This window comes from Nocardia sp. NPDC019219, assembly GCF_040632645.1.
Classification (GTDB): Bacteria; Actinomycetota; Actinomycetes; order Mycobacteriales; family Mycobacteriaceae; genus Nocardia; species Nocardia sputorum.
The window spans coordinates 103,119-126,136 of record NZ_JBEYCG010000004.1 but is presented as its reverse complement, the minus strand read 5'-3'; the positions used below and the strand labels follow the sequence as shown (position 1 = coordinate 126,136).

The 23,018-nt window shown below is 70.3% G+C and carries 24 protein-coding genes; 16 read left to right on the top strand and 8 right to left on the bottom strand.

The window, feature by feature from the left end:
• Positions 1-107 precede the first annotated feature (107 nt).
• Positions 108-938, bottom strand: a complete 831-nt coding sequence (locus ABZ552_RS09990) for a mycofactocin-coupled SDR family oxidoreductase (RefSeq protein WP_281878064.1) — start codon at positions 936-938, stop codon at positions 108-110.
• 454 nt (positions 939-1,392) lie between these two features.
• On the opposite strand from ABZ552_RS09990, the gene ABZ552_RS09985 reads away from it, so the two are divergent.
• From ABZ552_RS09985 to ABZ552_RS09975, 3 genes are all read left to right on the top strand, one after another.
• Positions 1,393-1,596 carry a hypothetical protein gene (locus ABZ552_RS09985; protein WP_159848000.1) on the top strand — a complete coding sequence of 68 codons (204 nt, stop codon included), beginning with the start codon at positions 1,393-1,395 and terminating at the stop codon, positions 1,594-1,596.
• A 110-nt stretch (positions 1,597-1,706) separates the two neighbouring features.
• Positions 1,707-2,363 (top strand): class I SAM-dependent methyltransferase, encoded by a 657-nt coding sequence (locus ABZ552_RS09980; RefSeq protein WP_281917508.1) that lies wholly within the window; start codon positions 1,707-1,709, stop codon positions 2,361-2,363.
• A 234-nt stretch (positions 2,364-2,597) separates the two neighbouring features.
• Positions 2,598-3,431 carry an AfsR/SARP family transcriptional regulator gene (locus tag ABZ552_RS09975; RefSeq protein ID WP_281878061.1) on the top strand — a complete coding sequence of 278 codons (834 nt, stop codon included), beginning with the start codon at positions 2,598-2,600 and terminating at the stop codon, positions 3,429-3,431.
• A gap of 43 nt (positions 3,432-3,474) precedes the next feature.
• Here the strand turns inward: ABZ552_RS09975 and ABZ552_RS09970 are convergent, their stop codons facing one another.
• Both ABZ552_RS09970 and accA read right to left on the bottom strand, forming a co-directional pair.
• Positions 3,475-4,824 carry an acetyl-CoA carboxylase biotin carboxylase subunit gene (locus tag ABZ552_RS09970; RefSeq protein WP_281917506.1) on the bottom strand — a complete coding sequence of 450 codons (1,350 nt, stop codon included), beginning with the start codon at positions 4,822-4,824 and terminating at the stop codon, positions 3,475-3,477.
• Positions 4,825-4,834: 10 nt separating this feature from the next.
• Positions 4,835-6,523, bottom strand: a complete 1,689-nt coding sequence (gene accA, locus ABZ552_RS09965; protein WP_281919513.1) for an acetyl-CoA carboxylase carboxyl transferase subunit alpha — start codon at positions 6,521-6,523, stop codon at positions 4,835-4,837.
• Positions 6,524-6,721: 198 nt separating this feature from the next.
• On the opposite strand from accA, the gene ABZ552_RS09960 reads away from it, so the two are divergent.
• The 7 genes from ABZ552_RS09960 (at position 6,722) to ABZ552_RS09930 (ending at position 13,569) form a co-directional block, all read left to right on the top strand.
• Positions 6,722-7,990, top strand: a complete 1,269-nt coding sequence (locus tag ABZ552_RS09960) for a beta-ketoacyl-[acyl-carrier-protein] synthase family protein (protein ID WP_281878058.1) — start codon at positions 6,722-6,724, stop codon at positions 7,988-7,990.
• Positions 7,987-9,225, top strand: a complete 1,239-nt coding sequence (locus ABZ552_RS09955) for a ketosynthase chain-length factor (RefSeq protein WP_281917505.1) — start codon at positions 7,987-7,989, stop codon at positions 9,223-9,225. The genes ABZ552_RS09960 and ABZ552_RS09955 overlap by 4 nt, the downstream gene beginning before the upstream one ends.
• Positions 9,222-9,476 (top strand): acyl carrier protein, encoded by a 255-nt coding sequence (locus tag ABZ552_RS09950; protein WP_236567302.1) that lies wholly within the window; start codon positions 9,222-9,224, stop codon positions 9,474-9,476. Before ABZ552_RS09955 ends, ABZ552_RS09950 begins: the two co-directional genes overlap by 4 nt.
• A gap of 220 nt (positions 9,477-9,696) precedes the next feature.
• Positions 9,697-10,635 carry an aromatase/cyclase gene (locus ABZ552_RS09945; protein WP_281878056.1) on the top strand — a complete coding sequence of 313 codons (939 nt, stop codon included), beginning with the start codon at positions 9,697-9,699 and terminating at the stop codon, positions 10,633-10,635.
• Positions 10,632-11,558 (top strand): MBL fold metallo-hydrolase, encoded by a 927-nt coding sequence (locus ABZ552_RS09940; RefSeq protein WP_281878055.1) that lies wholly within the window; start codon positions 10,632-10,634, stop codon positions 11,556-11,558. The genes ABZ552_RS09945 and ABZ552_RS09940 overlap by 4 nt, the downstream gene beginning before the upstream one ends.
• A complete protein-coding gene (locus ABZ552_RS09935) occupies positions 11,546-12,805 on the top strand; it encodes an FAD-dependent oxidoreductase (RefSeq protein ID WP_281917504.1) in 1,260 nt (419 codons plus the stop codon). The genes ABZ552_RS09940 and ABZ552_RS09935 overlap by 13 nt, the downstream gene beginning before the upstream one ends.
• Before the next feature lie 2 nt (positions 12,806-12,807).
• On the top strand, positions 12,808-13,569 hold the full coding sequence (locus ABZ552_RS09930) for an alpha/beta fold hydrolase (protein ID WP_281917503.1): 762 nt from the start codon (positions 12,808-12,810) through the stop codon (positions 13,567-13,569).
• A 22-nt stretch (positions 13,570-13,591) separates the two neighbouring features.
• Here the strand turns inward: ABZ552_RS09930 and ABZ552_RS09925 are convergent, their stop codons facing one another.
• Positions 13,592-13,966, bottom strand: a complete 375-nt coding sequence (locus ABZ552_RS09925; protein ID WP_281878051.1) for a helix-turn-helix domain-containing protein — start codon at positions 13,964-13,966, stop codon at positions 13,592-13,594.
• Positions 13,967-14,070: 104 nt separating this feature from the next.
• On the opposite strand from ABZ552_RS09925, the gene ABZ552_RS09920 reads away from it, so the two are divergent.
• Positions 14,071-14,565: a luciferase family protein gene (locus ABZ552_RS09920; protein ID WP_281917502.1), complete on the top strand. Its 495-nt coding sequence runs from the start codon at positions 14,071-14,073 to the stop codon at positions 14,563-14,565.
• 17 nt (positions 14,566-14,582) lie between these two features.
• Positions 14,583-15,017, top strand: coding sequence for a lipocalin-like domain-containing protein (locus tag ABZ552_RS09915; protein WP_281878049.1), 435 nt, complete (start codon positions 14,583-14,585; stop codon positions 15,015-15,017).
• On the opposite strand, the gene ABZ552_RS09910 is transcribed toward ABZ552_RS09915, so the two are convergent.
• Both ABZ552_RS09910 and ABZ552_RS09905 read right to left on the bottom strand, forming a co-directional pair.
• A complete protein-coding gene (locus tag ABZ552_RS09910) occupies positions 14,978-15,448 on the bottom strand; it encodes a biotin/lipoyl-containing protein (protein WP_281917501.1) in 471 nt (156 codons plus the stop codon). The genes ABZ552_RS09915 and ABZ552_RS09910 overlap by 40 nt on opposite strands.
• A 15-nt stretch (positions 15,449-15,463) precedes the next feature.
• A complete protein-coding gene (locus ABZ552_RS09905; protein ID WP_281878046.1) occupies positions 15,464-16,246 on the bottom strand; it encodes an SDR family NAD(P)-dependent oxidoreductase in 783 nt (260 codons plus the stop codon).
• Positions 16,247-16,417: 171 nt separating this feature from the next.
• Here ABZ552_RS09905 and ABZ552_RS09900 point away from each other — a divergent pair, with 171 nt between their 5' ends.
• The 4 genes from ABZ552_RS09900 to ABZ552_RS09885 all read left to right on the top strand — a co-directional run bounded on the left by ABZ552_RS09900 (position 16,418) and on the right by ABZ552_RS09885 (position 21,751).
• A complete protein-coding gene (locus ABZ552_RS09900) occupies positions 16,418-16,837 on the top strand; it encodes a nuclear transport factor 2 family protein (protein ID WP_281878045.1) in 420 nt (139 codons plus the stop codon).
• Positions 16,838-16,948: 111 nt separating this feature from the next.
• Positions 16,949-19,090, top strand: a complete 2,142-nt coding sequence (locus ABZ552_RS09895; RefSeq protein ID WP_281917500.1) for a glycosyltransferase family 39 protein — start codon at positions 16,949-16,951, stop codon at positions 19,088-19,090.
• Between the two features lie 406 nt (positions 19,091-19,496).
• Positions 19,497-20,213 (top strand): response regulator transcription factor, encoded by a 717-nt coding sequence (locus tag ABZ552_RS09890; protein WP_281917499.1) that lies wholly within the window; start codon positions 19,497-19,499, stop codon positions 20,211-20,213.
• Positions 20,210-21,751 (top strand): HAMP domain-containing sensor histidine kinase, encoded by a 1,542-nt coding sequence (locus tag ABZ552_RS09885; protein WP_281917498.1) that lies wholly within the window; start codon positions 20,210-20,212, stop codon positions 21,749-21,751. The genes ABZ552_RS09890 and ABZ552_RS09885 overlap by 4 nt, the downstream gene beginning before the upstream one ends.
• A gap of 40 nt (positions 21,752-21,791) precedes the next feature.
• Here the strand turns inward: ABZ552_RS09885 and ABZ552_RS09880 are convergent, their stop codons facing one another.
• Positions 21,792-22,592 carry a PIG-L family deacetylase gene (locus ABZ552_RS09880; RefSeq protein ID WP_281917497.1) on the bottom strand — a complete coding sequence of 267 codons (801 nt, stop codon included), beginning with the start codon at positions 22,590-22,592 and terminating at the stop codon, positions 21,792-21,794.
• Positions 22,593-22,614: 22 nt separating this feature from the next.
• Entirely contained in the window at positions 22,615-23,010 is a 396-nt protein-coding gene (locus ABZ552_RS09875; protein ID WP_281878040.1) for a hypothetical protein, read from the bottom strand.
• Positions 23,011-23,018 lie beyond the last annotated feature (8 nt).

Sequence of the window (23,018 nt, the reverse complement as noted above, 5' to 3'; positions counted from 1 at the left end):
GCTGGCAGTGCACAGACGTTGCGCTTCCAGTGAAGCACGGTGCCGCAGGTCTGTACAGGCGCGAACCGCGTTCGGCGACCGCGCTTTCCGGGCCATGACTCGCGGCTCTAGGACGTGCCGGCGCTCCCGCCGCAGGAGATGGTGACAGCCTCTCCGTTGAAATGGCGGCCGTGCTCGGAGACCAGCAGCAACACCGCCTCGGCCACCTCGGCGGGCTGGATGAGATCGCCGTTCGGCGGGCCGGATTCGATGATCGCCATCCAGTCCTCCTTGGTCGGGTTCTCCTTGTCCGGCACCATGAGCCGCCAAGTCGCCGGATTCTGGATCATGTCGGTGTCCACGCCGGACGGCAGCAGGGCGTTCACGGTGATCCCATACTCGGCCACCTCCAGCGACAGCGACTTCACCAAGCCGAGCACACCCCATTTGCTCGCGGCGTAATGGGCCGCGTTGCGCACGCCCATCTTCGCCACGATGGACGAGGTGGCCACCACACGGCCCCAGCGGCGTTCGATCATGTGCGGCACGACCGCACGGAAGCTGTGGAAGACGCCGGTCAGGTTGGTGTCGATCATGTCCCGCCACAACTGCTCGTCCATCTCGGCGACGGGCGAGTTGGACGCGATGCCCGCGTTGGCGATGAGGATGTCGATGCGGTCGAATTCCTCGAGCGCGCGCTCGGCGACCATCCGCATCTGCTCCAGGCTGCGCACGTCGGCCTGGACGGCGACGCAGCGGCGGCCGGTCCGCTCGACGAGGGCGGCGGTCTCGGCCAGGTCGTCGGGAGTGCTCAACTCGTAGGGAAGACCGGGCAGGGGTGCGGCGATATCGCACACCACGATGTCCGCACCCGCGTTCGCCAGCGCCACGGCATGCGCGCGCCCCTGTCCGCGGGCACCACCGGTGATCACGGCTACCCGGTCGTCGAGGTTTCCCATGACTGGCCTCTCCTCGGTCGGTCCCTGCTTCGGCCGCCACCATCGTGTCATGCGCGGCCGACGTGAGCTCGCGTTTTTCCGGTGGGCCGGGCCGTCGGCGGGCGATTTCCCAGAGCTGGGGACGGGCCGGCGGTGATACATTTCGGCGCGCACAGCGGTGGACCGCGCGTCCGCGACCTACGCCGACGGGGTCCTTTTCCGAATTCCGCAGGGAGAGTGGAACAATGAGTGCGGTCTCGGCACCGGAGCGGGCACGGCCACGGCACGGACGAACCGACCCGACTGCGGCACGGAGGCCACCTGTAACCATTCCGACCCGGTCCAGCGACCAATTGTGCGCGATGTACGCTGCGCCCCGGAACGATCCCGCCCGTGCCCACGCGTCGTTCCGGGTGCGGACGGCGCATCGACAATGGTTTCTGGGGGCCCGATGACCGATTGTGAGTACCTTCCCGTGAATCTCGACCGACAGCTCGACGCCGAACCGACCGAGCACGACAGCACCGTGGCCGACCGGCTCACCAGCCCGCGGTTGCGCAGGCTGCTACACACGGCCATCGGCCTCTCCGAGGATTCCGTCGATCTGCTGACGACCATGACCACGCGCCTGCGCGCCGCCGAGGGCATGATCCTGCGCGACCCGCTCGACGACTGCTGACCCGCGCGCGGGCGGGTAGGGGCCGCGCGGGACGAGCACCGACGCCGGTGCGGTTGCCGGATCGGCAACGATATTTGCCGATCCGGCCAAGTCGATGGATGGTGGGACACATGAGCGCCACACACCACCACGCCGATCGGACGACGCCCACGACGGTCGAATACTGGGAGTCCTTCTACCAGGAGCGCGAGCAGGTCTGGTCGGGCCGGCCGAACTTCCTGCTGGTGCGGGAAATCGAAGCGGTCGCGCCGGGCCGGGCACTGGACCTGGGCTGCGCCGAGGGCGCCGACGCGATCTGGCTGGCCGAACGCGGCTGGCGGGTCACGGCGGTGGACGTCTCGGAGACCGCGCTGGCTCGCGCCAGGGCCCACGCCGAACGACAGGAACTTTCCGGCGAAATAGATTGGCAGCGGCACGATCTCGACCACACCTTCCCGGCCGGACGATTCGACCTCGTCTCGGCGCAATTTCTGCACTCGCCGCTCGCCCGGGACGGCGAACGGACGCGGATCCTGCGCCGGGCCGCCGAGGCGGTGGCGCCCGGCGGGCTGTTGCTGATCGTCGGGCATGCGGAATGGCCGACCTGGGTCGCGGAACCACCCGCCGACGTACACTTTCCGACCACCGCCGAGGTGCGTGCCGATCTCGCGCTCGACCCGACCGAATGGCGGGTGGAAGTCGAGGAGGTCGTCGAGCGCGAGCATCCGGGCCCCGAAGGGCAACCGGGCACGCGAAAGGACAACATCCTACGAATTCGCCGCGACTGACCGGGGCGCAAATAACGGGCGAATCTCCTTGCACTCGAGGAGAATTCGAATAACCACCGCATGGAATTAACTCCGATATTACCCAGGATTCATGGCGGCGATACCGATTTCTCGCTACTGTGGACGGTGCCTACAGCGCGGTGGGAATCGAGAATCTCACGTCGGTCGGGGGGATAGTCGCCCGTAGGAGAGTTCCCAGTGAAGTATCCAGTTTGCGCTCGCGTGTTAGGCCCGTTGACGCTTGCTCTGAACAATCACAACGCGACGCCGACTGCGCAGAAGCAGCGGCAGTTGCTGGCCCTACTGTTGGTCCGGCACGACACCGTTGTTCCGGTCACGACCCTCATCGAAGAACTGTGGAACGACGATCCGCCGCGCAGCGCGGTGACCGTCGTGCAGACCTATGTACTCGGAATTCGCAAGAAGATAGCGGAGCGACTCGGGGTGGGGCAGGCCGAGGTGGCCGAGCGCTTTCTGCGCACGCGCAGCAAAGGCTATTCCTTCGACGTCAAGGACTGCGTGTTCGATCTCCGCGATTACCAGTCCATGTCCGAGGCCGCCCGGTGCGCCGCCAAGACCGGCGACGACCAGCGGGCGGTGGATCTGTTCAGCGCCGCGGAGGCGCTGTGGAGCGGTCCGGCGCTGGTCGACGTGGAGGGCGGCATTCCGCTCGCCGCCGAGATCTCGCATCTGGACCACCTGCGGCTGACCAACATCGAACTGCGCGTGGAGGCGGAGTTGCGGCTGGGCAGGCACCGCGAGGTGTGTCCCGATCTCGCGCGGCTGACCATGCAGCATCCGCTGCACGAGCGACTCCAGGCGTACTACATGTTCGCCTTGTGCCGGTCGGGCCGGCGCGACCGCGCCCTGACCTCGTATCAGCGGTTCAGCAAGTCCATGCAGGCCGAACTGGGGCTCGACCCGTGCCAGAAGCTGCAGAAACTGCACCGGGACATCCTGGCCGCCTCCGACGTCTCGGTGAGCGCGATGCTCAACAGCCGCCACGCCCGTTACCTGATCGGGTGGCACTCGCCCGAATTCAGCGCGGCGGCCGCCGAGCCCGCCTGACCGGCTCCGAAATGCGGGGCGGCCGGGCGCACGGGCCGCGGGCTCACTCCCGTCCGAGGAGTTCATCGACCAACCCGGTGGTGTGCGTCGCGGCGCGCATGGCCGGATGGTCGAGCACCTCGCGCAGGAAATCCCGGGTGGTCGCGACGCGGGCGCCGGAGATCCGGAATTCCTCCAGTGCCCGCCGCATCCGGGCGAGCGCCCGATCGCGGTCCGGCGCCCACACCACCAGTTTGGCCAGCAGCGAATCATAGTGCGGAGGTATCGAATAACCGGCGTGCGCGTGGGTGTCGACGCGCACGAACGGCCCGCCTGGCGGGGTGAATTCCGCCAGGATTCCCGGGGCGGGCGCGAACTCTGCGGCGGGATCTTCGGCATTGATGCGGCATTCGATCGCCGCGCCGTGTGCAATGATGTCTTCTTGCGTAATGCCGAGAGGTTGCCCCGCCGCGATACGGATCTGTTCGGCGATCAAATCTATGCCGGTCACCATTTCCGTGACCGGATGTTCCACTTGAATACGGCAGTTCACCTCCATGAAATAGTGGTTACCGTCCCGGTCGACCAAGAATTCCACGGTTCCGGCGCCGACATAGCCGGCCTCCAGCACACCGTGCACAGCGGATGCGCCCATTCGCGCGGCAAGCCCTTCGGGCAGCAGCGGAGCCGGTGATTCCTCGATCAATTTCTGATGCCTGCGCTGCACCGAGCAATCGCGTTCGCCCAGGTGCACGCCCGTGCCGTGTCCGTCGCACAGCACCTGGATCTCGACGTGCCTGGCCGCGGCGAGATATTTCTCCAGGTACACCCGGCTGTCGCCGAACAGCATCCGCGCCGTCGCCCTGGTCTCCTGATAGGCGCGCGGGAACGCCGCGCTCGCGTGCACCACCTGCATGCCGCGCCCGCCGCCGCCCGCGGCCGCCTTGATGATCACCGGGAAGCCGATCGAATCCGCGAGCGCGTGCGCCTCGTCGAGCTCGAGCGGATCGAGGCTGCCCGGCAGTAGCGGCAGTCCCGCCTTCGCCATCAGCGTGCGCGCCGACTGTTTGTCGCCCAACTGGGCCATCACGTCGGCGGGCGGGCCGATCAGCGTTATGCCCGCCGCACGGCACGCGTCGGCGAAATCCGGTGACTCCGAGAGGAATCCGTATCCGGGATGAATCGCGTCCGCGCCGGTGAGCTCGGCGGCGGCCAGGATCGCCGCGGCGTTCAGGTAACTGCGCTTGGCCGCGGACGGGCCGATCTGCACCGCCTCGTCGGCGAAGCGGACCACCGCCGACTCGGCGTCGGCGACCGAGTGCACCGCCACCGTGCGCACGCCGAGTTCACGGCAGGTGCGCGCGACGCGCAGCGCGATCTCGCCGCGGTTGGCGATCAGGATCTTTTCGAACATTCCGCCACCCTCACGCGACCGACCGGACCAGGACCTGCTGCCGCGCGCCGAAGCGCCGGAAACGAGCGCGGCGCTCCTCGGCCAGCTCCGCGCCGCCGCGCTCGGCGAGCTCACCGAGGGTCGCGGCCAGGGCGCGGCGCAGCTGCTCGGCCGCGGCCATCGGCGCGGCGCCCACGTCGTCGCCCGGCTCGGGCAGCACCGCGTCGACCACTCCGAGACGCAGCAGGTCCCGCGCGGTGAGCGCCAGCGCGGCGGCGGCCTCGGGCGCGGCGGCCGGGTCGTTCCACACGATCGCCGCGCAGCCCTCCGGGCTGATCACCGAGTACGTGCCGTTGGCGAACATCAGCACCCGGTTGGCGACGCCGAGCGCCAGGGCTCCGCCGCTGCCGCCCTCGCCGATCACCACGCTGACCACCGGCACCCGCAGCGCGGACATCAACCGGATGTTCTCCGCGATGACGATCGCCTGCCCCTGCTCCTCGGCGGTGGCGCCCGGGTACGCGCCGGGCGTGTCGATCAAGGTGACGATCGGCAACCCGAGCTTCTCGGCCAGCCGCATGAGCCGTGCCGCCTTGCGATAGCCGGCCGGGGTCGGCATGCCGAAGTTGCGCTCCATCAACTCCTTCGGATCGTGGCCCTTCTGGTGGCCGATCACCATCACCGGGCGCCCGCCGAGCCACGCCGTTCCGCCCACCACGGCGGCGCAGTCGCCCGAGACCCGGTCGCCGCGCAGTTCGCGGAACTCGTCGAAAGCGAGGGCGAAATAGTCGAGCGCGGTCGGCCGCTGCGGAGAGCGGGCCCGGCGCACCTGCGTCCAGGGATCGGTCGCGGGGATGCGGTCCGGATCGGTGATCGCTCCGGCGTCCGCGGGGACGAAGGTCCCGGCGGGATCGACCGGTCCCGCGGCCCGCAGCAGCGCGCCGAGCGCCTGGCGCAGGCCCGCGCGGGGCACGATCATGTCGATGAGCCCACGTTCCAGCAGGAATTCGGCGGTCTGGAACTTCGGCGGCAATTGCTGCCGGATGGTCTGCTCGATCACCCGGCGTCCGGCGAAGCCGAGGCGCGCGCCCGGCTCGGCGATCAGCACGTCGGCGAGGGTGGCGAAGGAGGCCGCCACGCCGCCGTAGGTGGGGTCGGTGATCAGGCTGACGGTGAGGATGCCCGCCCGGTCCAGTTGCTCCAGGGCCGCGCTGGTCTTGGCCATCTGCATCAGCGACAGCGGGCCCTCCTGCATCCGCGCGCCGCCCGACGCGGTGACGACGATCAGCGGAAGACGCCGCGCCAGCGCGGTCTCGGCGGCGGCGGTGATCATCTCGCCCACCGCGGTGCCGAGGCTGCCGCCCAGGAAACGGAAGTCCATGGCGGCGATCAGCACCGGCCTGCCCTCGATCGCGGCCTGCGCGCACAGCACCGCGTCGTGCATGCCGGTGCGGGCGCGGGCGGCCGCCAGCCGGTCCGGATAGGACTTGGTGTCGGTGAAGGTCAGCGGGTCGTCGTCGGTGGCGGCGATCGGCAGCGGCTCGAAGCGTCCGTCGTCGGCGAGTTGCTCGATGCGCTGCCGCGCGGTGATCGGGGTGTGCCTGCCGCACTCGCCGCAGACACCGAGATCGCGGGCGAACCGCTTGCCGTACAGCGGGATCAGGCAGGCCGGGCAGAGCACCCAGTCCGCGGCGCCGTCCTGGCCGTGTGGTGACTTCATCACGCGTGTCTCCTGTGCTCGGGAACGGGTGATCGGTCCGGACGGCGCCGGCCGGGCGATCACAGCGTCAGCCTGCGCCGCGCCGCTCGAGAACAACTCGACCCGCTCGCTCGAGCGAGGTTCGAGGGTCGTCCCCGATGCTCGATCGCACCATCGAAGGGAGAACGCCATGAACACCAATGCATCCGGTGGTCCGCGATGAGCCGCCGCGTTGTCGTCACCGGGCTCGGCGTCCGCGCGCCCGGCGGGTCGGGCAAGGACGAGTTCTGGAAGCTGCTGTCCGAGGGCCGCACCGCGACGCGGCGGATCTCGTTCTTCGACGCCTCGCCCTACCGGTCCCAGGTGGCCGGCGAGGCGGACTTCGACCCGGCGCGGGAGGGTCTGTCCCCCAGGGAGATTCGGCGCATGGACCGCGCGGTGCAGTTCGCCGTGGTCTGCGCGCGGGAGGCGGTGGCCGACAGCGGGCTCGACCTCGCGGCGGTCGATCCGCACCGGCTCGGCGTGAGCCTCGGTAGTGCGGTCGCTGCGGCCACCAGCCTGGAGCGCGAGTACTTGGTGCTGTCGGACTCCGGGAAGAACTGGCTGGTCGACGAGACGTATCTCTCCCCGCACATGTTCGACTACATGATCCCCAGCGTGATGCCCGCGGAAGTGGCCTGGAGCGTGGGCGCCGAGGGACCCGTGGCGATGGTCTCCAACGGGTGCACGTCGGGTCTGGACTCGGTGGGCCACGCGGTGCAGCTGATCCGCGAGGGCTCCGCCGACGTCATGGTGGCGGGGGCGTCCGACACGCCCATCACGCCGATCGTGGTGGCCTGCTTCGACGCGATCAAGGCGACGACGCCGCGCAACGACGAGGCGGAGGTCGCCTCACGGCCGTTCGACAACTCGCGCAACGGGTTCGTGCTCGCCGAGGGCGCCGCGATGTTCGTGCTGGAGGAGTACGAGAGCGCGCGCAAGCGGGGTGCGCACGTCTACGCCGAGATCACCGGCTACGCGACCCGGTGCAACGCCTACCACATGACGGGGCTCAAAGCGGACGGCCGCGAGATGGCCGAGGCGATCCGGGTGGCGCTCGACGAATCCAGGATCGACCCGACCGGCGTGGACTACATCAACGCGCACGGCTCCGGTACCAGGCAGAACGACCGGCACGAGACCGCCGCGGTGAAGCGCAGTCTCGGCGCACACGCCTACGCCACGCCGATGAGTTCGATCAAGTCGATGGTCGGACACTCGCTCGGGGCGATCGGCTCGGTCGAGATAGCCGCCTCACTGCTGGCGCTGGAGTACCAAGTGGTGCCGCCGACGGCGAACCTGCACGAACCCGACCCCGAATGCGATCTGGACTACGTGCCGCTGGTCGCCCGCGACCATCGGATGGACACCGTGCTCACCGTAGGCAGCGGGTTCGGCGGCTTCCAGAGCGCGATGGTGCTGCGCAAGGCGGAAGCGGTGGCGGCATGATCCTCGTGACCGGAATGGGCGTGCTCGCGCCGAACGGTGCCGGCGTGGAACGTTTCTGGGACGCCGTGCTGGCCGGCCGCGGCGGGATCGCGCCGCTCACCCGATTCGACGCTTCCCGTTCGGCGGCCCGCCTGGCCGGCCAGGTGACCGATTTCGACGCCGGTGAACACCTGCCGAGCCGGCTGCTGCCGCAGACGGATATCTCCACGCGAATGGCGCTGGTCGCCGCGCAGTGGGCGCTGGACGACGCCAAGGTCGACACCACGACGATGACCGACTACGACATGGGCGTGGTCACCGGAAACGCCTCTGGCGGTTTCGAATTCACCCATCGGGAGTTCAACAAGCTGTGGTCGCTCGGTTCCGAGCACGTCAGCGTGTACGAGTCCTTCGCGTGGTTCTACGCGGTCAACACCGGCCAGATCTCCATCCGGCACGGCATGCGCGGGCCGAGCAGCGCCTTGGTCGCCGAGCAGGCAGGCGGCTTGGACGCGATCGGCCACGCGCGGCGCACCGTGCGGCGCGGGACGCCGCTGGTGGTCACCGGAGGCGTCGACTCGGCACTGGATCCGTGGGGCTGGGCCTCGCATCTGTCCAGCGGCGGGGTGAGCACCGCGACCGACCCCGACCGCGCCTATCTGCCGTTCGACGCCGCAGCGGCGGGATACGTGCCGGGTGAGGGCGGTGCCATGCTGGTCGTCGAGGACGCCGCCGCCGCGCGCGCCCGCGGTGTGCCCAAGGTGCACGGCGAGATCGCGGGCTACGCCTCGACCTTCGACCCGCCGCCCGGTTCCGGCCGGCCCTCGGGCCTGCGCCGCGCCGCCGAACTGGCGCTGGCCGACGCCGGGATGACACCGGCCGACATCGATGTGGTGTTCGCCGACGCCTCCGGCATCCCCGACCGCGACCGCGACGAAGCCGCCGCCATCGAGGCGCTGTTCGGGCCCGGCGGCGTTCCGGTCACCGCGTCGAAAGCGCTGACCGGGCGGCTGTTCTCCGGCGCGGGCCCGCTCGACGTCGTCACCGCGCTGCTGACGATGCGGGACTCGGTGATCCCGCCGACCGCCCGCACCACCGCGCTCGCCGAGGACTGCCGGATCGACCTGGTCCTCGGCGCCCCGCGCACCGCCACCGTCGGCGGCGCGCTCGTCCTGGCTCGCGGACGCTGGGGTTTCAACTCCGCGGTCGTCGTGCGCGCCGTGTCCGACCGAGATCTGCCGAGGAGCGACTCATGACCATGACCATCACCGAACTACGCCGGATTCTCGTGGACTGCGCGGGCGGCGAGGACCTCGCCGAACTCGACGGCGACATCGCCGCCGTGGAATTCGAGGAGCTGGGCTACGACTCGCTCGCGCTCATCGAAACCGCCGCGCGCATCCAGCGCGACTTCGGCGTCACCATCCCGGAGGAACAGCTCGTCGAGGTGAAGACGCCGCAAGAGCTGGTCGACATCGTCAACACCCAGCTGCAAGGTGCGGCATGAGCGGTCAGGCCCGGAGGCGGCAGCGCAGCGTAACCACGGAGGGCCCCGCTCATGCCGGAATCGGACACGGCATGAGCGGTCAGGCCCGGAGGCGGCAGCGCAGCGTGACCACGCAGGGCCCCGCTCATGCCGACAACAGACACAGCATGAGCGGTCAGGCCCGGAGGCGGCAGCGCAGCGTGACCACGGAGGGCCCCGCTCATGCCGGAGAGGACAGAGCATGAGCGCCGAAGTGATGACCCACACCACAGTGGTGCAAGCCGCGCCCGAGGTCGTCTACGACCTGGTCGCCGACGTGACCAGGTGGCCGGTGATCTTCGAGCCGAGCGTGCTGGTGCGCCACCTGCACCGCGGACCGGACGAGGAGCGCTTCCGGCTGTGGGCGACCGTCGGTGGTGCGGTGCGGAACTGGACGTCGCGGCGGGTGCTGGACGCCGGGCAGCGCCGCATCGGCTTCGAGCAGGAGCGCAGCCAGGCGCCGATCGCGTCGATGGGCGGCGCCTGGTCGTTCCGTGCGATCGGTCCGGGCAGCACCGAAGTCACCCTGGATCACCACTTCACGGTGGTGGACGGGGTCGATCCCGGGCAGGTGGCCGCGGCGGTGGACCGCAACAGCGAAACCGAGCTCGCCGCGCTGGCCCGCATCGCCGAACTCGGTCACCCGGTGGACGAGGTGATCCACACCTTCGCGGACACGGTGACGCTGAACTGCTCGGCCGCCGAGGCGTACGACTTCGTCTACCACAGCGAACGGTGGCCCGAGCAGGTGCCGCACGTCGGCCGCATCGAGCTCACCGAGGACGCCGAGGGCGTGCAGCTGATGGAGATGGACACGGTGACCGCGGGCGGGATTCCGCACACCACCAAGTCGATCCGGGTGTGCTTCCCGGGCGAGCGGATCGAGTACAAGCAGCTGGTGCCGCCCGCGATACTGTTCGGCCACAGCGGTGGGTGGGAGTTCGCGGACGGACCCGACGGCGCGGTCGTGACCGCACGGCACACGGTCGCGATCAATCCCTCCGCCGCGCGCGAGATCCTCGGCGCGAACACCGATCTCGCCGACGCCCGCGCGTACCTGACCGACGCGCTGTCCAGCAACAGCCGCAACACGCTGCGGTGCGCCGAGCGCTACGCCGCCACGACGAAGTCGCCGACATGACCGCCACCGAGACGGCCGCCGCCCCGCGCGTCCAGGAGCTCGCCGACGGCGTCTACGCCTACACGCACAGCCGCGGCGGCTGGTGCGTCAGCAACGCCGGGGTGCTGACCGCGCCGGGCGGCGCGGTGGTCATCGACACGCTGGCGACCGAGGGACGCACCCGCGCCCTCGTCGAGTTCGTCGACGGGCTCGGTACCGGCCCCGCCCGCACCATCGTGAACACCCATCACCATGGCGACCACAATTTCGGCAATCACCTGTTCGGACCGGCCGCCGTCGTCGTCGGCCACGACCGGATCCGGCCGGAGATGATCGAGACCGGCCTGGCACTGACCAAGCTGTGGCCGGACGTGGAATGGGGTGACGTGCGAGTCACGCTGCCGAGCATCACGTTCAGCTACCACCTGACTCTGCACCGGGGCGAGCGCCGGGTGGAGCTCATCCACTTCGGGACCGCCGCGCACACCACCAACGACGTGGTGGCGTGGCTGCCCGAGGAACGCGTGCTGTTCGCCGGCGACCTGGTGATGGCGGGCGCGGCGCCGTTCTGCCTGATGGGTTCGGTCAGCGGTTCGATCACCGCGGTCCGGCGGCTGGCCGCGCTGGGCGCGGAGACGGTGGTCGCGGGGCACGGCCCGGTCACCGGGCCGGAGATCTTCGACCAGACGCTGCGGTATCTGCGCTGGGTGCAGGAGCTGGCCGCGGAGGGACGCGCGCTCGGGCTGACGCCGCTGGCGATCGCGCTGGAGGCCGACCACGGCGAGTTCACCGAGCTGGTCGACCAGGAGCGGCTGGTGGGCAACCTCTATCGCGCGGACGCGGAACTGACCGGCGGCCCGCCCGGTGAACCGCTGGACGTGCTGGCGATCTTCGACGAGATGGTGCTCTACAACGGCGGGCAGGTGCCGACATGCCTGGCGTGAGGACCGAATCGGTACGGGTCTGCGTGATCGGCGGCGGCCCCGCCGGACTGATGACGGGGTTGCTGCTGGCCCGCTCCGGCGTGGAAGTTCTCGTGCTGGAGAAGCATCCGGATTTCCTGCGGGATTTTCGCGGCGACACCGTGCACACCTCGACGCTGCTGGCGATGAACGAACTCGGCCTGGCCGAGGAGTTCCTCGCGCTGCCGCACGTCGAACTGCCTCGATTGCCGATGGCGACCGCGACCGGTCCGGTGGTGTTCGCGGATTTCAGTGCCCTGCCCGGACCTTTCCCGTTCGTGGCGTTCATGCCGCAGTGGGATGTGCTGAACTTCCTCGCCGAGGCGGGCCGCCGCTACCCCGGCTTCCGGCTGGTGCAGGAAGCCGAGGTCACCGAACTGATCCAGCGCGACGGCGCGGTGACCGGCGTCCGCGCCACGACGGCCGGCGGACCGCTGGAGGTCACCGCCGACCTGGTCATCGCGGCCGACGGGCGGCATTCGATCGTGCGCCGGTCGGGGCTGCTCGAGGTCGCCGCCAGCGCGGCGCCGATGGACGTGCTCTGGTTCCGGGTCGGCAAGCCGGAGGGCGAACGGCTGCCCACCGTGCGCAGCGGGAAGGGGTTCTTCATCGTCTGCATCGACCGCGGAGACTATCTCCAGGTCGCGTACATGATCCCGAAGGGTGGCTTCGCGACGATCCGGGAGGCGGGGCCCGCACGGTTCCGCGCGGATCTGGCCGCCATCTATCCCGTGCTCGCGCCGTATCTGGAGGCGGAGATCCTGGGCTGGGACGACGTGAAGCCGCTCGACGTCCGGGTGGACCGGCTGCGCCGCTGGTACCGGCCGGGGCTGGTGGCGATCGGGGACGCGGCGCACGCGATGTCCCCGGCGGGCGGGGTCGGGATCAATCTGGCGGTGCAGGATGCGATCGCCGCCGCCCGGCTGCTCGCGCCGATCCTCACCGCGGGCGCGACGCCGACCACGGCCCAGCTGCGCGCCATCCAGCGCCGCCGCGAGTTCCCTATGCGCGTGGTGCAATTCGCGCAATTGCGCCTGCTGGCCGACCTCTACCCCAGCGCGGGACGCCCGGGGACCGACAACCCGCTGCTGGTCCGGCTGCTCCGCCGTTTCCCGCGGCTGCCCCGCCTGGTCGCCCGGGTGATCGGCGTCGGCATCCGCCCCGAACCCGTGCCGCCCGCCGCGTCGAACCAAACCGGCACGGCACTGACGAAACTCAGGGAGAACTGATCGTGTCGACCTACCTGCTCATCCACGGCGCCTTCCACGGCGGCTGGGTCTGGCAGCGGGTGACCCCGCTGCTGGAAGACGCGGGCCACCGCGTCCTGGCTCCTTCGCTGGTCGGCCTCGGCGACCGCGCGCATCTACTGACCGCCGACGTGGGCCTCGACACCCATGTCCAGGATCTGGTCGACCTGGTCACCGCCGAGGACCTGACCGACATCGTCCTGGTGGGTCACAGCTATGCGGGCATCGTCGTCACCGCCCTGGCCGACGCCGTGCCGGAGCGCATCGCCGGCCTCGTCTACCTCGACACCTTCGTGCCGCGTGACGGCGAGGCGGTGGCCGACATCATGCCGGGCATGGTCCAGGCGTTCGCCGCCGCGGCGGCCGCCACCGGCGACGGCTGGCGGGTGCCGCCGCAAACCGAACCGACCGGCGACGGCGGACTGTACGGCGTCACCGAGGAACCCGATCTCAGCTGGCTGGCGTCCATGCAGACGCCGCAATCGCTGAAGACCTTCCAGCAGCCCGTGCGATTGACGAATCCGGAAGCGCTGGAGGCGATTCCGGTGACGCACGTGCACTGCAGCGAAGGCGGCGAGGACTTCAAGGCGATGCGCGCGGCCATGCCGCGCACCCTGCCGCCCGCGGACCTGCCCGCCGACCGCCTCCACGTGCTACCCACCGGGCACGACTGCATGATCACGATGCCGCGCGAGCTGGCCGGATGCCTGATCACGTCGGCGTCGCATCCAGCGTCCGCCCGATGATCTCGGGTCCCGTGGCCACGGGTCAGCTCGCGCGCTCCCCCGCGTCGTAGGCGGCGCGGGCCGCGAGAACCTCGCCGAGGTGTTCGGCGGACCAGTCCACGATGCTGCCGAACACCGGCGTCAGCGTCCTGGCCAGCGCGGTCGCCTCGTATTCGACCCGGGGCGGCACCTCTGGGTGGTAGGTGCGCGCGACCAGGCCGTCGCGTTCCAGCTGACGCAGGCGCTGGGTGAGGACCTTGGGCGTCAGGCCGGGGATGCGCTGTTGCAGTTCGGTGAACCGAAGCCGGCCGTCGTGGGTGAGCACCCAGAGCACCTGGGTGGACCAGCGGCCGAACACCAGGTCGATGACCGGCGTGATCGGACAGGGATCGATGGGCGTCTCGGGCCCGGCGGTCATACATCCTCCCGGGTAAGTCACTTTCCCCTTGGTTACTACTATACTTTGGAAAGTAACGTGGTCCCAAGGGTCGCCAGAATGCGAAATCCGAAGGGAGCACAGTCATGACGACGACAACACCGGACGGGCGCCTGGAGCTGCCGCCTCGCTCCGGCGACCGGCCGCGCACCCGGGAACACAATCCGCACCAGCAGCTCAGCCAGACCGCGCCACCCGAGCTGCAAGAGGAACTGTGGTCGCGGATGACCACGCTCGACGGCGTCCTGCCCGGTCGCAGCGGGGTGTCTGTGCCCGACACCCGCGCCCTGCACCTGCGGCCGACGATCGCCCACGGGCCCGCCGAGGCGTATCTCGTCGGCACCGAATTCGCCCACCTGCACGGGCACGGCGACGGCAGTCTGCACATGTGCCTGCCGAAAGGCGTTGTCGCCGAGGCCGTCCGGCAGGGCTGGGCGGAACCGCATCCGATGGCTCGGCAGGGGTACCTGCCCGGGACGCTGGTGATGATCTACGGGCCGCGCGATCACGCGGAGCTGGACATCGTCTGGCGACTGGTGCGGGTCAGTCACCGGTTCGCCCGGCAACCGGCTACAGCGTGATCAGAGCGGCGGCCGCCATGAACGCAAGCGATCTCGTGGGTACTTGGGAACTGGTGTCCTACTACGACCTCGATGAGCAGAACGGCACCAGCCAGGGCCCGCTCGGCGACGCCCCCCGCGGCCTGCTGATCTACGGCGCGCACGGCTACATGTCGGTGAGCATGATGCGCACGGACAGCGCCGCGGGAGCCAACCCGTTCATGGGTTACGCGGGCACCTGGCGATTGACCGGCGCGGAGGTGGTGCACGCGATCAGCGTGTGCTCCAACCCGGCGTGGGCGCAGACCGAGCAGGTGCGGCGAATGTCGCTGGACGGAGACGTGCTGACGCTGATCGGCGCCGCACAGGTCGGCGGGCGGACGCAACGCCGGGTGCTCACCTGGCGCCGCAGCCGCCCGCCCCAACCGAACCGTCATTCCGGGGAGTACGAGAACAACGGCTCGTCGAACTGAACCGGCTCACCGTCTTCTTTGAGAATCCCGGTGATCACGCCCGCCTGGGCCGTCACCGGGATCATCAGCTTCATCGCCTCGACGATGCCGACCTGCTGCCCGGCGCTCACGCGGTCGCCTACCTCCACGAACGGGTCCGCGCCCGGCTCGGGGCATCGATAGAACACGCCGACGCTGGGAGCGCGCACCACGGCGCCGAGCGCCGGAACCTCCGGCGCGGCAACGCCTTCCACCGGAGCAGCCGCGTGCGCGGCCGGGGCGGCTGCTTGCCACTCGGCCTCGACGGTCACCTCCCCCACCTGGAAGCGCAACGCGCTCGGCTGCTGCGGGAACCCCGCGAGCAACTGCAGCGCACCGGTCTGGATCGCTTCCAGCACCCGGAGATAGTCCTCGTGCCCGGTGGCGGGGGCATTTTCCTCTACTGCGGTCATCGCCGTCCCTCCTCGTCAGTAGTTGCCCAGTCCGCCACAGACGTTCAGCGCCTGCGCGGTGACCGCCCCCGCCCCGGGGCCGATCAGGTAGTCGACCATCGCCGCCACCTCGAACGGCTGCACGTAGCGGCCGATGGGCACCCGCGCGCTGACCCTGGCGTGCACCTCGTCGGTGTCCACGCCCCACAGCCCGGAATACACCTCGCGGACCCGCTCGGCCATCGGCGTCTCCACGAATCCGGGGCAGACGGCGTTCACGGTGATTCCCGTCTTGGCCAGTTCGAGGCCCAGCGCCTTGGTGAAACCCACGACGCCGTGCTTGGACGCGGAGTACGGAGCGCCGTGCACCACGCCCTGTTTGCCGCCGGTGGAGGCGATGTTGACGATGCGGCCGCTGCCGCGTTCCAGCATGCCGCCCGCGTTCAGCACCGCCTTCGTCATCAGGAACACGCTGTTGAGGTTGGTGTTGATCACGTCGAACCACAGGTCGTCGGGCACCTGCGCGGTGACGCCGCCGCCGCTGCGGCCCGCGTTGTTGATCAGGATGTCGATGGGGCCGTAGCGCCGCACACCCGCGTCGACGTACTCGCGCACCTGCGCGGCGTCGGCGACGTCGCAGACGGTGCCGTCCACCTCGTGACCGTCGTCCTGCAGGCTCTTCACCGTGTCGGTCACCCGCTGCTGATCGCGAGCGCACAGGAACACCGCGATTCCCTGCGCGGCAAGGTTTTTCGTGATCTCCAGGCCCATTCCACTGGTCGCTCCGGTGACCAGCGCGACGCGCCGATTCTCCGCCATGACTCCTCCATCGGTCGAACTTCCGAACTCGCCCTTCTCGACCACCAGGGTCGACCCGCGTCCTATAGATCCGGTCAACCGCCGGTCGCCGGATTCGGCTCGACCGAAGCTCTAGCGGCGTCGGTCAACCTGGCGTGCGACCCGAACCCCGCCGCGACCACAGGAGCAACCATGACGACCGTCGCCAGCCGCACCGAGTTGTACGCCGAGGTCCAGCAGTTCTACGCCGAGCAGATGCAGCGCCTGGACAACCGCGACATTCCCGGTTACGCCGCGACTTTCACCGAAGACGCGGAATTCGAGCACACCCCCGGCATCCCGCCCGCCCGCACCAGGGCGGGCATCATCGCCGACCTGGTCGAGTTCCACAAGCGTTTCGAGCACGACCCGATGCAGCGCAGGCACTGGTTCAACATGATCAACCTGCAGCCGCAGGACGACGGGACCATCGTGTCCACCGCCTACTGCCTGGTGGTGAAGATCCGCCCGAACAGCAAGCCGGAGATCGCGCCGAGCTGCGTCGTGCACGACGTGCTCATCCGCGCCGACGGCGCGTTGCTGACCCGCTCGCGGCGCGTCGTCCACGACTGAGCCGAGGCCCGCCCGGCCCGCACAGCGCACTCCCAGCTTTGCCCCAGGTTGTGGGCAGCCGGCCTTCCTAGCCTTCGAAAGAGGTGCACACGAGAAGGAAGGCGAACATCCATGGCGTCGATTACGACCGTCCCGCCGGGCGTGGAGGCCGTCGCGAGACCCGTCGGCGCCCATCGCGCCCCGGCCTCCCGGCGATCCCGGGCGGATCGCGTGTTCTTCGGGCCGTCGACCCAACCGCGGTGGGCGCGTCCGGCGTTGCTCGCGCTGCTCGTCGCGACCGCGGTGCTGTATCTGTGGAATCTGACGGTATCCGGGTGGGCGAACGAGTATTACGCCGCCGCGGCGCAGGCGGGCACGCAGAGCTGGAAGGCACTGCTGTTCGGCGCGCACGACGCGGGCAACGCGATCACGGTGGACAAGCCGCCCGCGGCCCTGTGGGTGATGGGGCTGTCGGGGCGGCTGTTCGGCTTCGGCTCGTGGTCGCTGCTGGCGCCCCAAGCCTTGATAGGCGTCGGCTCGGTGGCCCTGCTGTATGCCGCGGTGCGGCGATGGAGCGGGCCCGGCGCGGGCCTGCTGGCCGGTGCGGCATTGGCGGCGACTCCCGTCGCCGCGTTGATGTTCCGCTTCGACAACCCGGACGCGCTGCTGACAGTGCTGCTGGTCGCGGCGGCGTACTGCACGGTGCGAGCGATCGACGCGCCCGGCCCGCGCTTGCGGGCGGCGAGTACCGGCTGGCTGGCGCTGGCCGGTGTCGCCATCGGTTTCGCGTTCCTGACCAAGATGATGCAGGCGTTCCTTGTCCTCCCCGCGCTCGGGTTGGTGTTCCTGGTCGCCGGGGCGGGGGGCTTCTGGTCCCGGATCGTCAAATTGGTCACCGCCTGCGCGGCCATGGTGGTGGCGGGCGGGTGGTATGTGCTGCTGGTCGAACTGTGGCCCGCGGATTCGCGCCCCTACATCGGCGGGTCGACCGACAACAGCCTGTGGGAACTGGCACTCGGCTACAACGGCATGGGCCGCTTGCTGGGCGGCAGCGGCAACCCGAGCGGTGGATCCGGCGGACCGGGCGGCGGCGGCATGGGCGGCGCGTTCGGCGGCGACACCGGGTTGGCCCGGCTGTTCAGCGGCACCATGGCCACCGAGGTGTCCTGGCTGCTGCCGGTGGCGCTGATCGGCTTGGTCGCCGGGCTCTGGCTCAGTGGACGCGCGCCGCGCACCGATCGAGTGCGGGCGGCGATGATCCTCTGGGGTGGCTGGCTGCTCGGCACCGGCCTGGTCTTCAGCTACATGAGCGGCATCATCCACCCGTACTACACGGTGGCCTTGGCGCCGGCCGTCGCCGGTGTCGCCGCGGTCGCGGTGACGCAGTTGTGGCGGCGGCGCGGGCACGTGGCGGCCCGGCTCACCTTGGCGCTGCTGTCGGCGGCCACCGGCGCGTGGGCTTTCGTCCTGCTGCATCGCACGCCGGACTGGCTGCCCTGGCTGCGCTGGACCGTGCTGATCGTGACCGCGATCGCCGCGATCGCGCTGGTCATCGGCGCGCATCGGTCGCGCCGGATCGCCGTCGTGATCGCGGCCACGGCGTTGGTGGCCGGGTTCGCCGGATCGACGGCCTACGCGGTCGAAACGGTCACGCACGCGCACAGCGGCGGCATCCCGGCCTCCGGACCCGCGCAGGCGGGTTCTATGGGCGGCCCCGGCGCGGGCGGGCGCGGTGGACCCGGCCAGGGCGCGGCGGCGGACGACGGCCGCGCCGACGCCGCCGACGGAGCGTCCGGCACAACCGGAGACGCGGCTACCACCGGCACCGAACCGCTGACCAGCGATGCGGCTCCCACCGGCACCGAACCGCCCACCGAAGACGGAGTTCCTGCGGGTGGCGCTCCCGGCGGCGGACCGGGCGGCAGCGCGGACAACGCCGAACTGGACGCCCTGCTGGAGAACACCGACAGCCGGTGGTCGGCGGCGAGCATCGGCTCCGGCACCGCGTCGAGCCTGGAATTGCGCACCGGCACGTCGGTGATCGCGATCGGCGGTTTCAGCGGCGGCGACGACGCGCCGACGCTGGCTCAGTTCCAGCGATATGTGGCGAATGGCGAGGTGCACTACTTCATCGCGCAGGGGCAGGGCATGCGGCCCGGCTCCGGTGGCGAGAGGTCGGCGGCGGACGAGATCACCGAGTGGGTCAAGGCCCACTACACCGCGAAGACGGTCGGCAACGTCACGGTCTACGACCTGACCGCGCCGATCAGCTGACCGATCCGGTCCGCGATATCGCCGCGTCCCACGACGCGGCGATATCGCGTGCGCGGTTCGGGGACCGTGCGGCGTCACGACCGCTCAACAATGCCGCTGGCAGGAACGTCGGCACACGGCCACCGTCCGGGGCATGGCCTGCGACGCCGACACCCATCGACGCTCCGCTGGGGGCCGCCCTGACGCCGAGCACCGACATCCGCCGGGGCATTGCTGTCGGTCTGTGACCGAGCCGTTCAGACGGACCACCCCGCTCGGCGCGCGTAGCCGGTTGTGCATCATGGGTGGCAGCGGCAGCAGCAAGCCGCGCTGCCCGGGCCGCAGCACACGCGACGGTCGACGCGTTCACAGGAAACATCCAGCTTGCTCGCAGATTGCTCAGGGCTCGCAGCGTAACCATGGGTGCATGACCGGTACCGAACCCGAAGCCCGCGTCCTCATCGTGGACGACGAACCCATGATCATCGAACTGCTCGCGGTCAGCCTGCGGTTCCAGGGATTCGAAGTGGCCACGGCGCTCAGCGGAACCGAGGCGCTGGACCGGGTGCGCGGATTCCGGCCGGACGCGCTGATCGTGGACGTGATGATGCCCGGCATGGACGGATTCGGGATGCTGCGGCGGCTGCGCGCCGACGGGGTCACCGCGCCCGTGCTGTTCCTCACCGCCCGCGACGACGTCGACGACAAGCTCACCGGGCTCACCCTCGGTGCGGACGACTACGTCACCAAGCCGTTCAGCCTGGAGGAGGTCATCGCGCGCCTGCGGGTCATCTTGCGCCGCAGCGGAAGACAGTCCGCCGAGGCGGGCGTCAACCGGATGACGGTCGGCGATCTGGTGCTCGACGACGACAGCCACGAGGTGTGGAAGGCGGGCGTGCCGGTGTCGCTGTCGCCGACCGAGTTCACCCTGCTGCGGTACTTCATGGTCAACGCGGGCAAGGTGCTGAGTAAGCCGAAGATCCTCGACCACGTGTGGCGCTACGACTTCGGCGGCGACGCGGGCGTCGTCGAGTCGTACGTGTCGTATCTGCGGCGCAAGGTCGACACCACCGAACCGAAACTGCTGCACACGCTCCGCGGCGTGGGATACGTGCTGCGTGAACCACAGGCGAGCCGGGCGTGAGCGTACGGGAGAAACTCGCGCGGCGGATCTCGGCGGTCCCGCTGCGGGTAGGGCTGGTGATCGTGCTGCTGCTGCTGACGACAGCGGCGCTGTTCGCGTCGGGCGCGGCGGTGACCTCGGCGCTGAGCCGGTCGCTGACCCAACGCACCGACGAGCAACTCTACGACGCGGCCCGGTCCTGGGCGGAGCCGCGGCCGATGCGGCAGGTGACGACCAGTGACGGCCGCACGCAATGGATTCCGGCCGATTTGCCGGCCGCGCCCGTACCGCCGAGGTCGCCGGGCGAGCAGCCGCGCCGGTTCTTCGAACTGCGCACCGGAGCCGACGGGCAGGTGTATCAAGACCTACCCGGCGCCGGCAGCGCGGCGGGGACCCCGGATCTCGACGGCGCGAACGCGCATACCCCGCGCACGGTGGATTCCTCGGACGGTTCCCCGGTGCGCTGGCGCGTTTTGACCACCACCAACCAGTACGGTTCCACCACGGTCGGCCTGCCGCTGACCGACAACCAGGAGACGGTCTCGCGGCTGATCTTCTTCGAGATCGGCACCGGAGCCGCGGCTCTGCTGGCCCTGGGCGCCATCGGCTACCTGGTGATCCGGCGCAGCCTGCGGCCGCTGCGCGAGGTGGAGCAGACCGCCGCGGCGATCGCGGGCGGCGATCTGCACCGGCGGGTCCCGGTGCGCGGCGTCGACACCGAGGTCGACCATCTGGCGCGGTCGCTGAACGAGATGCTCGCGCAGATCCAGCACGGCGTCGCGGCGACCGAGGCCTCGGAGGAGGCGGCCCGCCGTTCGGAGGCGCGGATGCGCCGCTTCGTCGCCGATGCCAGCCATGAGCTGCGCACGCCGCTGACCACTATCCGCGGGTTCGCCGAGCTGTACCGGCAGGGCGCCAGCACCGACGCGGGAATGGTGGTGGGCCGGATCGAGGCCGAGGCCGAGCGGATGGGCCTGCTGGTCGAAGATCTGCTGCTGCTCGCGCGACTGGACGAGAAGCGGCCGCTGGAGCGCAGACCCGTCGACCTGCTCGCGCTCGCCGGTGACGCCGTGCACAACGCCCGGGCCATCGCCGCCCGCCAGAAACCCGCACCCGACGCGCCGGACCGGCCGATCACGCTGGTGGTGGGCGACGGCTCGGGCACCATGGACGTCGTCGGCGACGAGGCCCGCCTGCGCCAGGTGCTGGGCAACCTGCTCGGCAACGCCCTCACCCACACCCCACGCGAAGCGGCGATCACCGTGCGACTCACACCCGCGCCCGATCGCGTCCGCATCGATGTCATCGACGCGGGACCCGGCCTGTCACCCGAGGCCGCCGCCCGGGTGTTCGAACGCTTCTATCGCGCGGACGCCTCCCGCACCCGGGCCAGCGGCGGTACCGGCCTCGGCCTGTCCATCGTCCAAGCGCTGGTCACCGCCCACGGCGGACGGGTATCGGTCGACAGCGAACCCGGGAGTGGGGCGACCTTCACGGTGGTGTTGCCGCGCGAGCGCGCCGATCCGCAGCCCCGGGTCGACCGAACACCATCCGGGTAGCCGGTGTATCCGGCCATCGCCGACCCAGCGGCGGAACCGCTCAACGGGACGCGGGCCGGAAGATGTCGTCGAGCGGGACCGCCGGTGCGGAAATGACGCCTTCTTCGGCATACCATTCCCAGCGCATCACCCGGGCGAGAAGTGGGGTGGGCATGCGCAGGAGCACCTTCGCGATGGTGGCGAAGCGGCTGGAGCCCTCGAGGATCGAGCGGTGCGCCGCCAGTGCGGTCTTCCGTTGCGCGGCGTGAGCGCCGACGTCGACGCGGTGCGTGATCGCCGAGCGTGGGCTGTACAGCGAGTCGAGGACCGACGGGTCGTAGTTCACCGGGACCCGCAACCGCCGCGACAGATGAACCAGGCGCGTATAACCCTCACGCGGCAGGGTCGCGTCCAGGACGCGCGACACTCCTGCGAGTTCGGCCGCGCGCTTGCCCACTTCGTGCACGCGGACGTGGTCGCGGTGCCCGTACCCGCCGTTGCGGTCGTAGCTGAGCAGAATCTCGGCGCGCTCCTCGCGCAGGATCGCGGCCAACCGCCGAGCCGCCTCCTCCGGGTCCGCGCGGGCGAACCGCATCCGGTCCGGCGGGTCGGCGTACAGCACCGCACCGTGTCCGCTGTCGGCGTAGCCGAGGTGCACCACTCGGTGCACGCCGAGCGCTGCCGCGCTCGCCTCCAGCTCGCTGAGCCGCAGCGGTTCGCGGCCGTCCAGATCGGCCATGTGGCCGTCGGTGGCCACCACGATCACGGTCCGGTGCCCGGCGGCGGACAGCCTCGCCAGCGTCCCGCCGGTCAGCAGCGTCTCGTCGTCGGGGTGCGCGTGGAATGCCACAACGGTCGCCATCGCACCAGTGTGCCAAAGACTTTCACCACAGGTCCGTGGCCAGCCGGGTCGCGCCGACGAGCATGTAACCGCCGGTCAGAGCGACCAGCGCGACGGCGGTCGGCCGGGGGACGTCGCTGCGCAGGATCCGCACCCCGCCGTGTGTGGTGTCCAGGATGTCCACCAGCAACGCCAGGCGCTGCCAGCGCGGCAGCTCCTCGGCCGGCGCCGTCAGATATCCCAGGCCCAGCGCGATCGCCCGCGCGCCGAAGATCCGGGTCATGTACTCGAGTTCGGGTGTGGGGCGCACACCCAATCTTTTGCTCAACGTTCGCGGGGCCAGGACAGCGGCCGACCCCAGCGCGATCCGTCCGACCGCGAGGCCGCGCAGCGCACCAGCCAAGGGGGAGCGGGTTTGCCGCATGTTGTTCGTCGCCATGCCCCGAG

Bases quoted from the DNA above. Each gene is read 5' to 3' on its own strand.
- ABZ552_RS09900 (WP_281878045.1), top strand. From the start codon at position 16,418: ATGACGACCGTCGCCAGCCGCACCGAGTTGTACGCCGAGGTCCAGCAG.
- ABZ552_RS09915 (WP_281878049.1), top strand. From the start codon at position 14,583: ATGAACGCAAGCGATCTCGTGGGTACTTGGGAACTGGTGTCCTACTAC.
- ABZ552_RS09980 (WP_281917508.1), top strand. From the start codon at position 1,707: ATGAGCGCCACACACCACCACGCCGATCGGACGACGCCCACGACGGTC.
- ABZ552_RS09990 (WP_281878064.1), bottom strand. From the start codon at position 938: ATGGGAAACCTCGACGACCGGGTAGCCGTGATCACCGGTGGTGCCCGC.
- ABZ552_RS09905 (WP_281878046.1), bottom strand. From the start codon at position 16,246: ATGGCGGAGAATCGGCGCGTCGCGCTGGTCACCGGAGCGACCAGTGGA.
- ABZ552_RS09945 (WP_281878056.1), top strand. From the start codon at position 9,697: ATGAGCGCCGAAGTGATGACCCACACCACAGTGGTGCAAGCCGCGCCC.
- ABZ552_RS09955 (WP_281917505.1), top strand. From the start codon at position 7,987: ATGATCCTCGTGACCGGAATGGGCGTGCTCGCGCCGAACGGTGCCGGC.
- ABZ552_RS09880 (WP_281917497.1), bottom strand. From the start codon at position 22,592: ATGGCGACCGTTGTGGCATTCCACGCGCACCCCGACGACGAGACGCTG.
- ABZ552_RS09895 (WP_281917500.1), top strand. From the start codon at position 16,949: ATGGCGTCGATTACGACCGTCCCGCCGGGCGTGGAGGCCGTCGCGAGA.
- ABZ552_RS09920 (WP_281917502.1), top strand. From the start codon at position 14,071: ATGACGACGACAACACCGGACGGGCGCCTGGAGCTGCCGCCTCGCTCC.
- accA (WP_281919513.1), bottom strand. From the start codon at position 6,523: ATGAAGTCACCACACGGCCAGGACGGCGCCGCGGACTGGGTGCTCTGC.
- ABZ552_RS09940 (WP_281878055.1), top strand. From the start codon at position 10,632: ATGACCGCCACCGAGACGGCCGCCGCCCCGCGCGTCCAGGAGCTCGCC.
- ABZ552_RS09890 (WP_281917499.1), top strand. From the start codon at position 19,497: ATGACCGGTACCGAACCCGAAGCCCGCGTCCTCATCGTGGACGACGAA.
- ABZ552_RS09910 (WP_281917501.1), bottom strand. From the start codon at position 15,448: ATGACCGCAGTAGAGGAAAATGCCCCCGCCACCGGGCACGAGGACTAT.
- ABZ552_RS09970 (WP_281917506.1), bottom strand. From the start codon at position 4,824: ATGTTCGAAAAGATCCTGATCGCCAACCGCGGCGAGATCGCGCTGCGC.
- ABZ552_RS09960 (WP_281878058.1), top strand. From the start codon at position 6,722: ATGAGCCGCCGCGTTGTCGTCACCGGGCTCGGCGTCCGCGCGCCCGGC.
- ABZ552_RS09925 (WP_281878051.1), bottom strand. From the start codon at position 13,966: ATGACCGCCGGGCCCGAGACGCCCATCGATCCCTGTCCGATCACGCCG.
- ABZ552_RS09935 (WP_281917504.1), top strand. From the start codon at position 11,546: ATGCCTGGCGTGAGGACCGAATCGGTACGGGTCTGCGTGATCGGCGGC.
- ABZ552_RS09875 (WP_281878040.1), bottom strand. From the start codon at position 23,010: ATGGCGACGAACAACATGCGGCAAACCCGCTCCCCCTTGGCTGGTGCG.
- ABZ552_RS09950 (WP_236567302.1), top strand. From the start codon at position 9,222: ATGACCATGACCATCACCGAACTACGCCGGATTCTCGTGGACTGCGCG.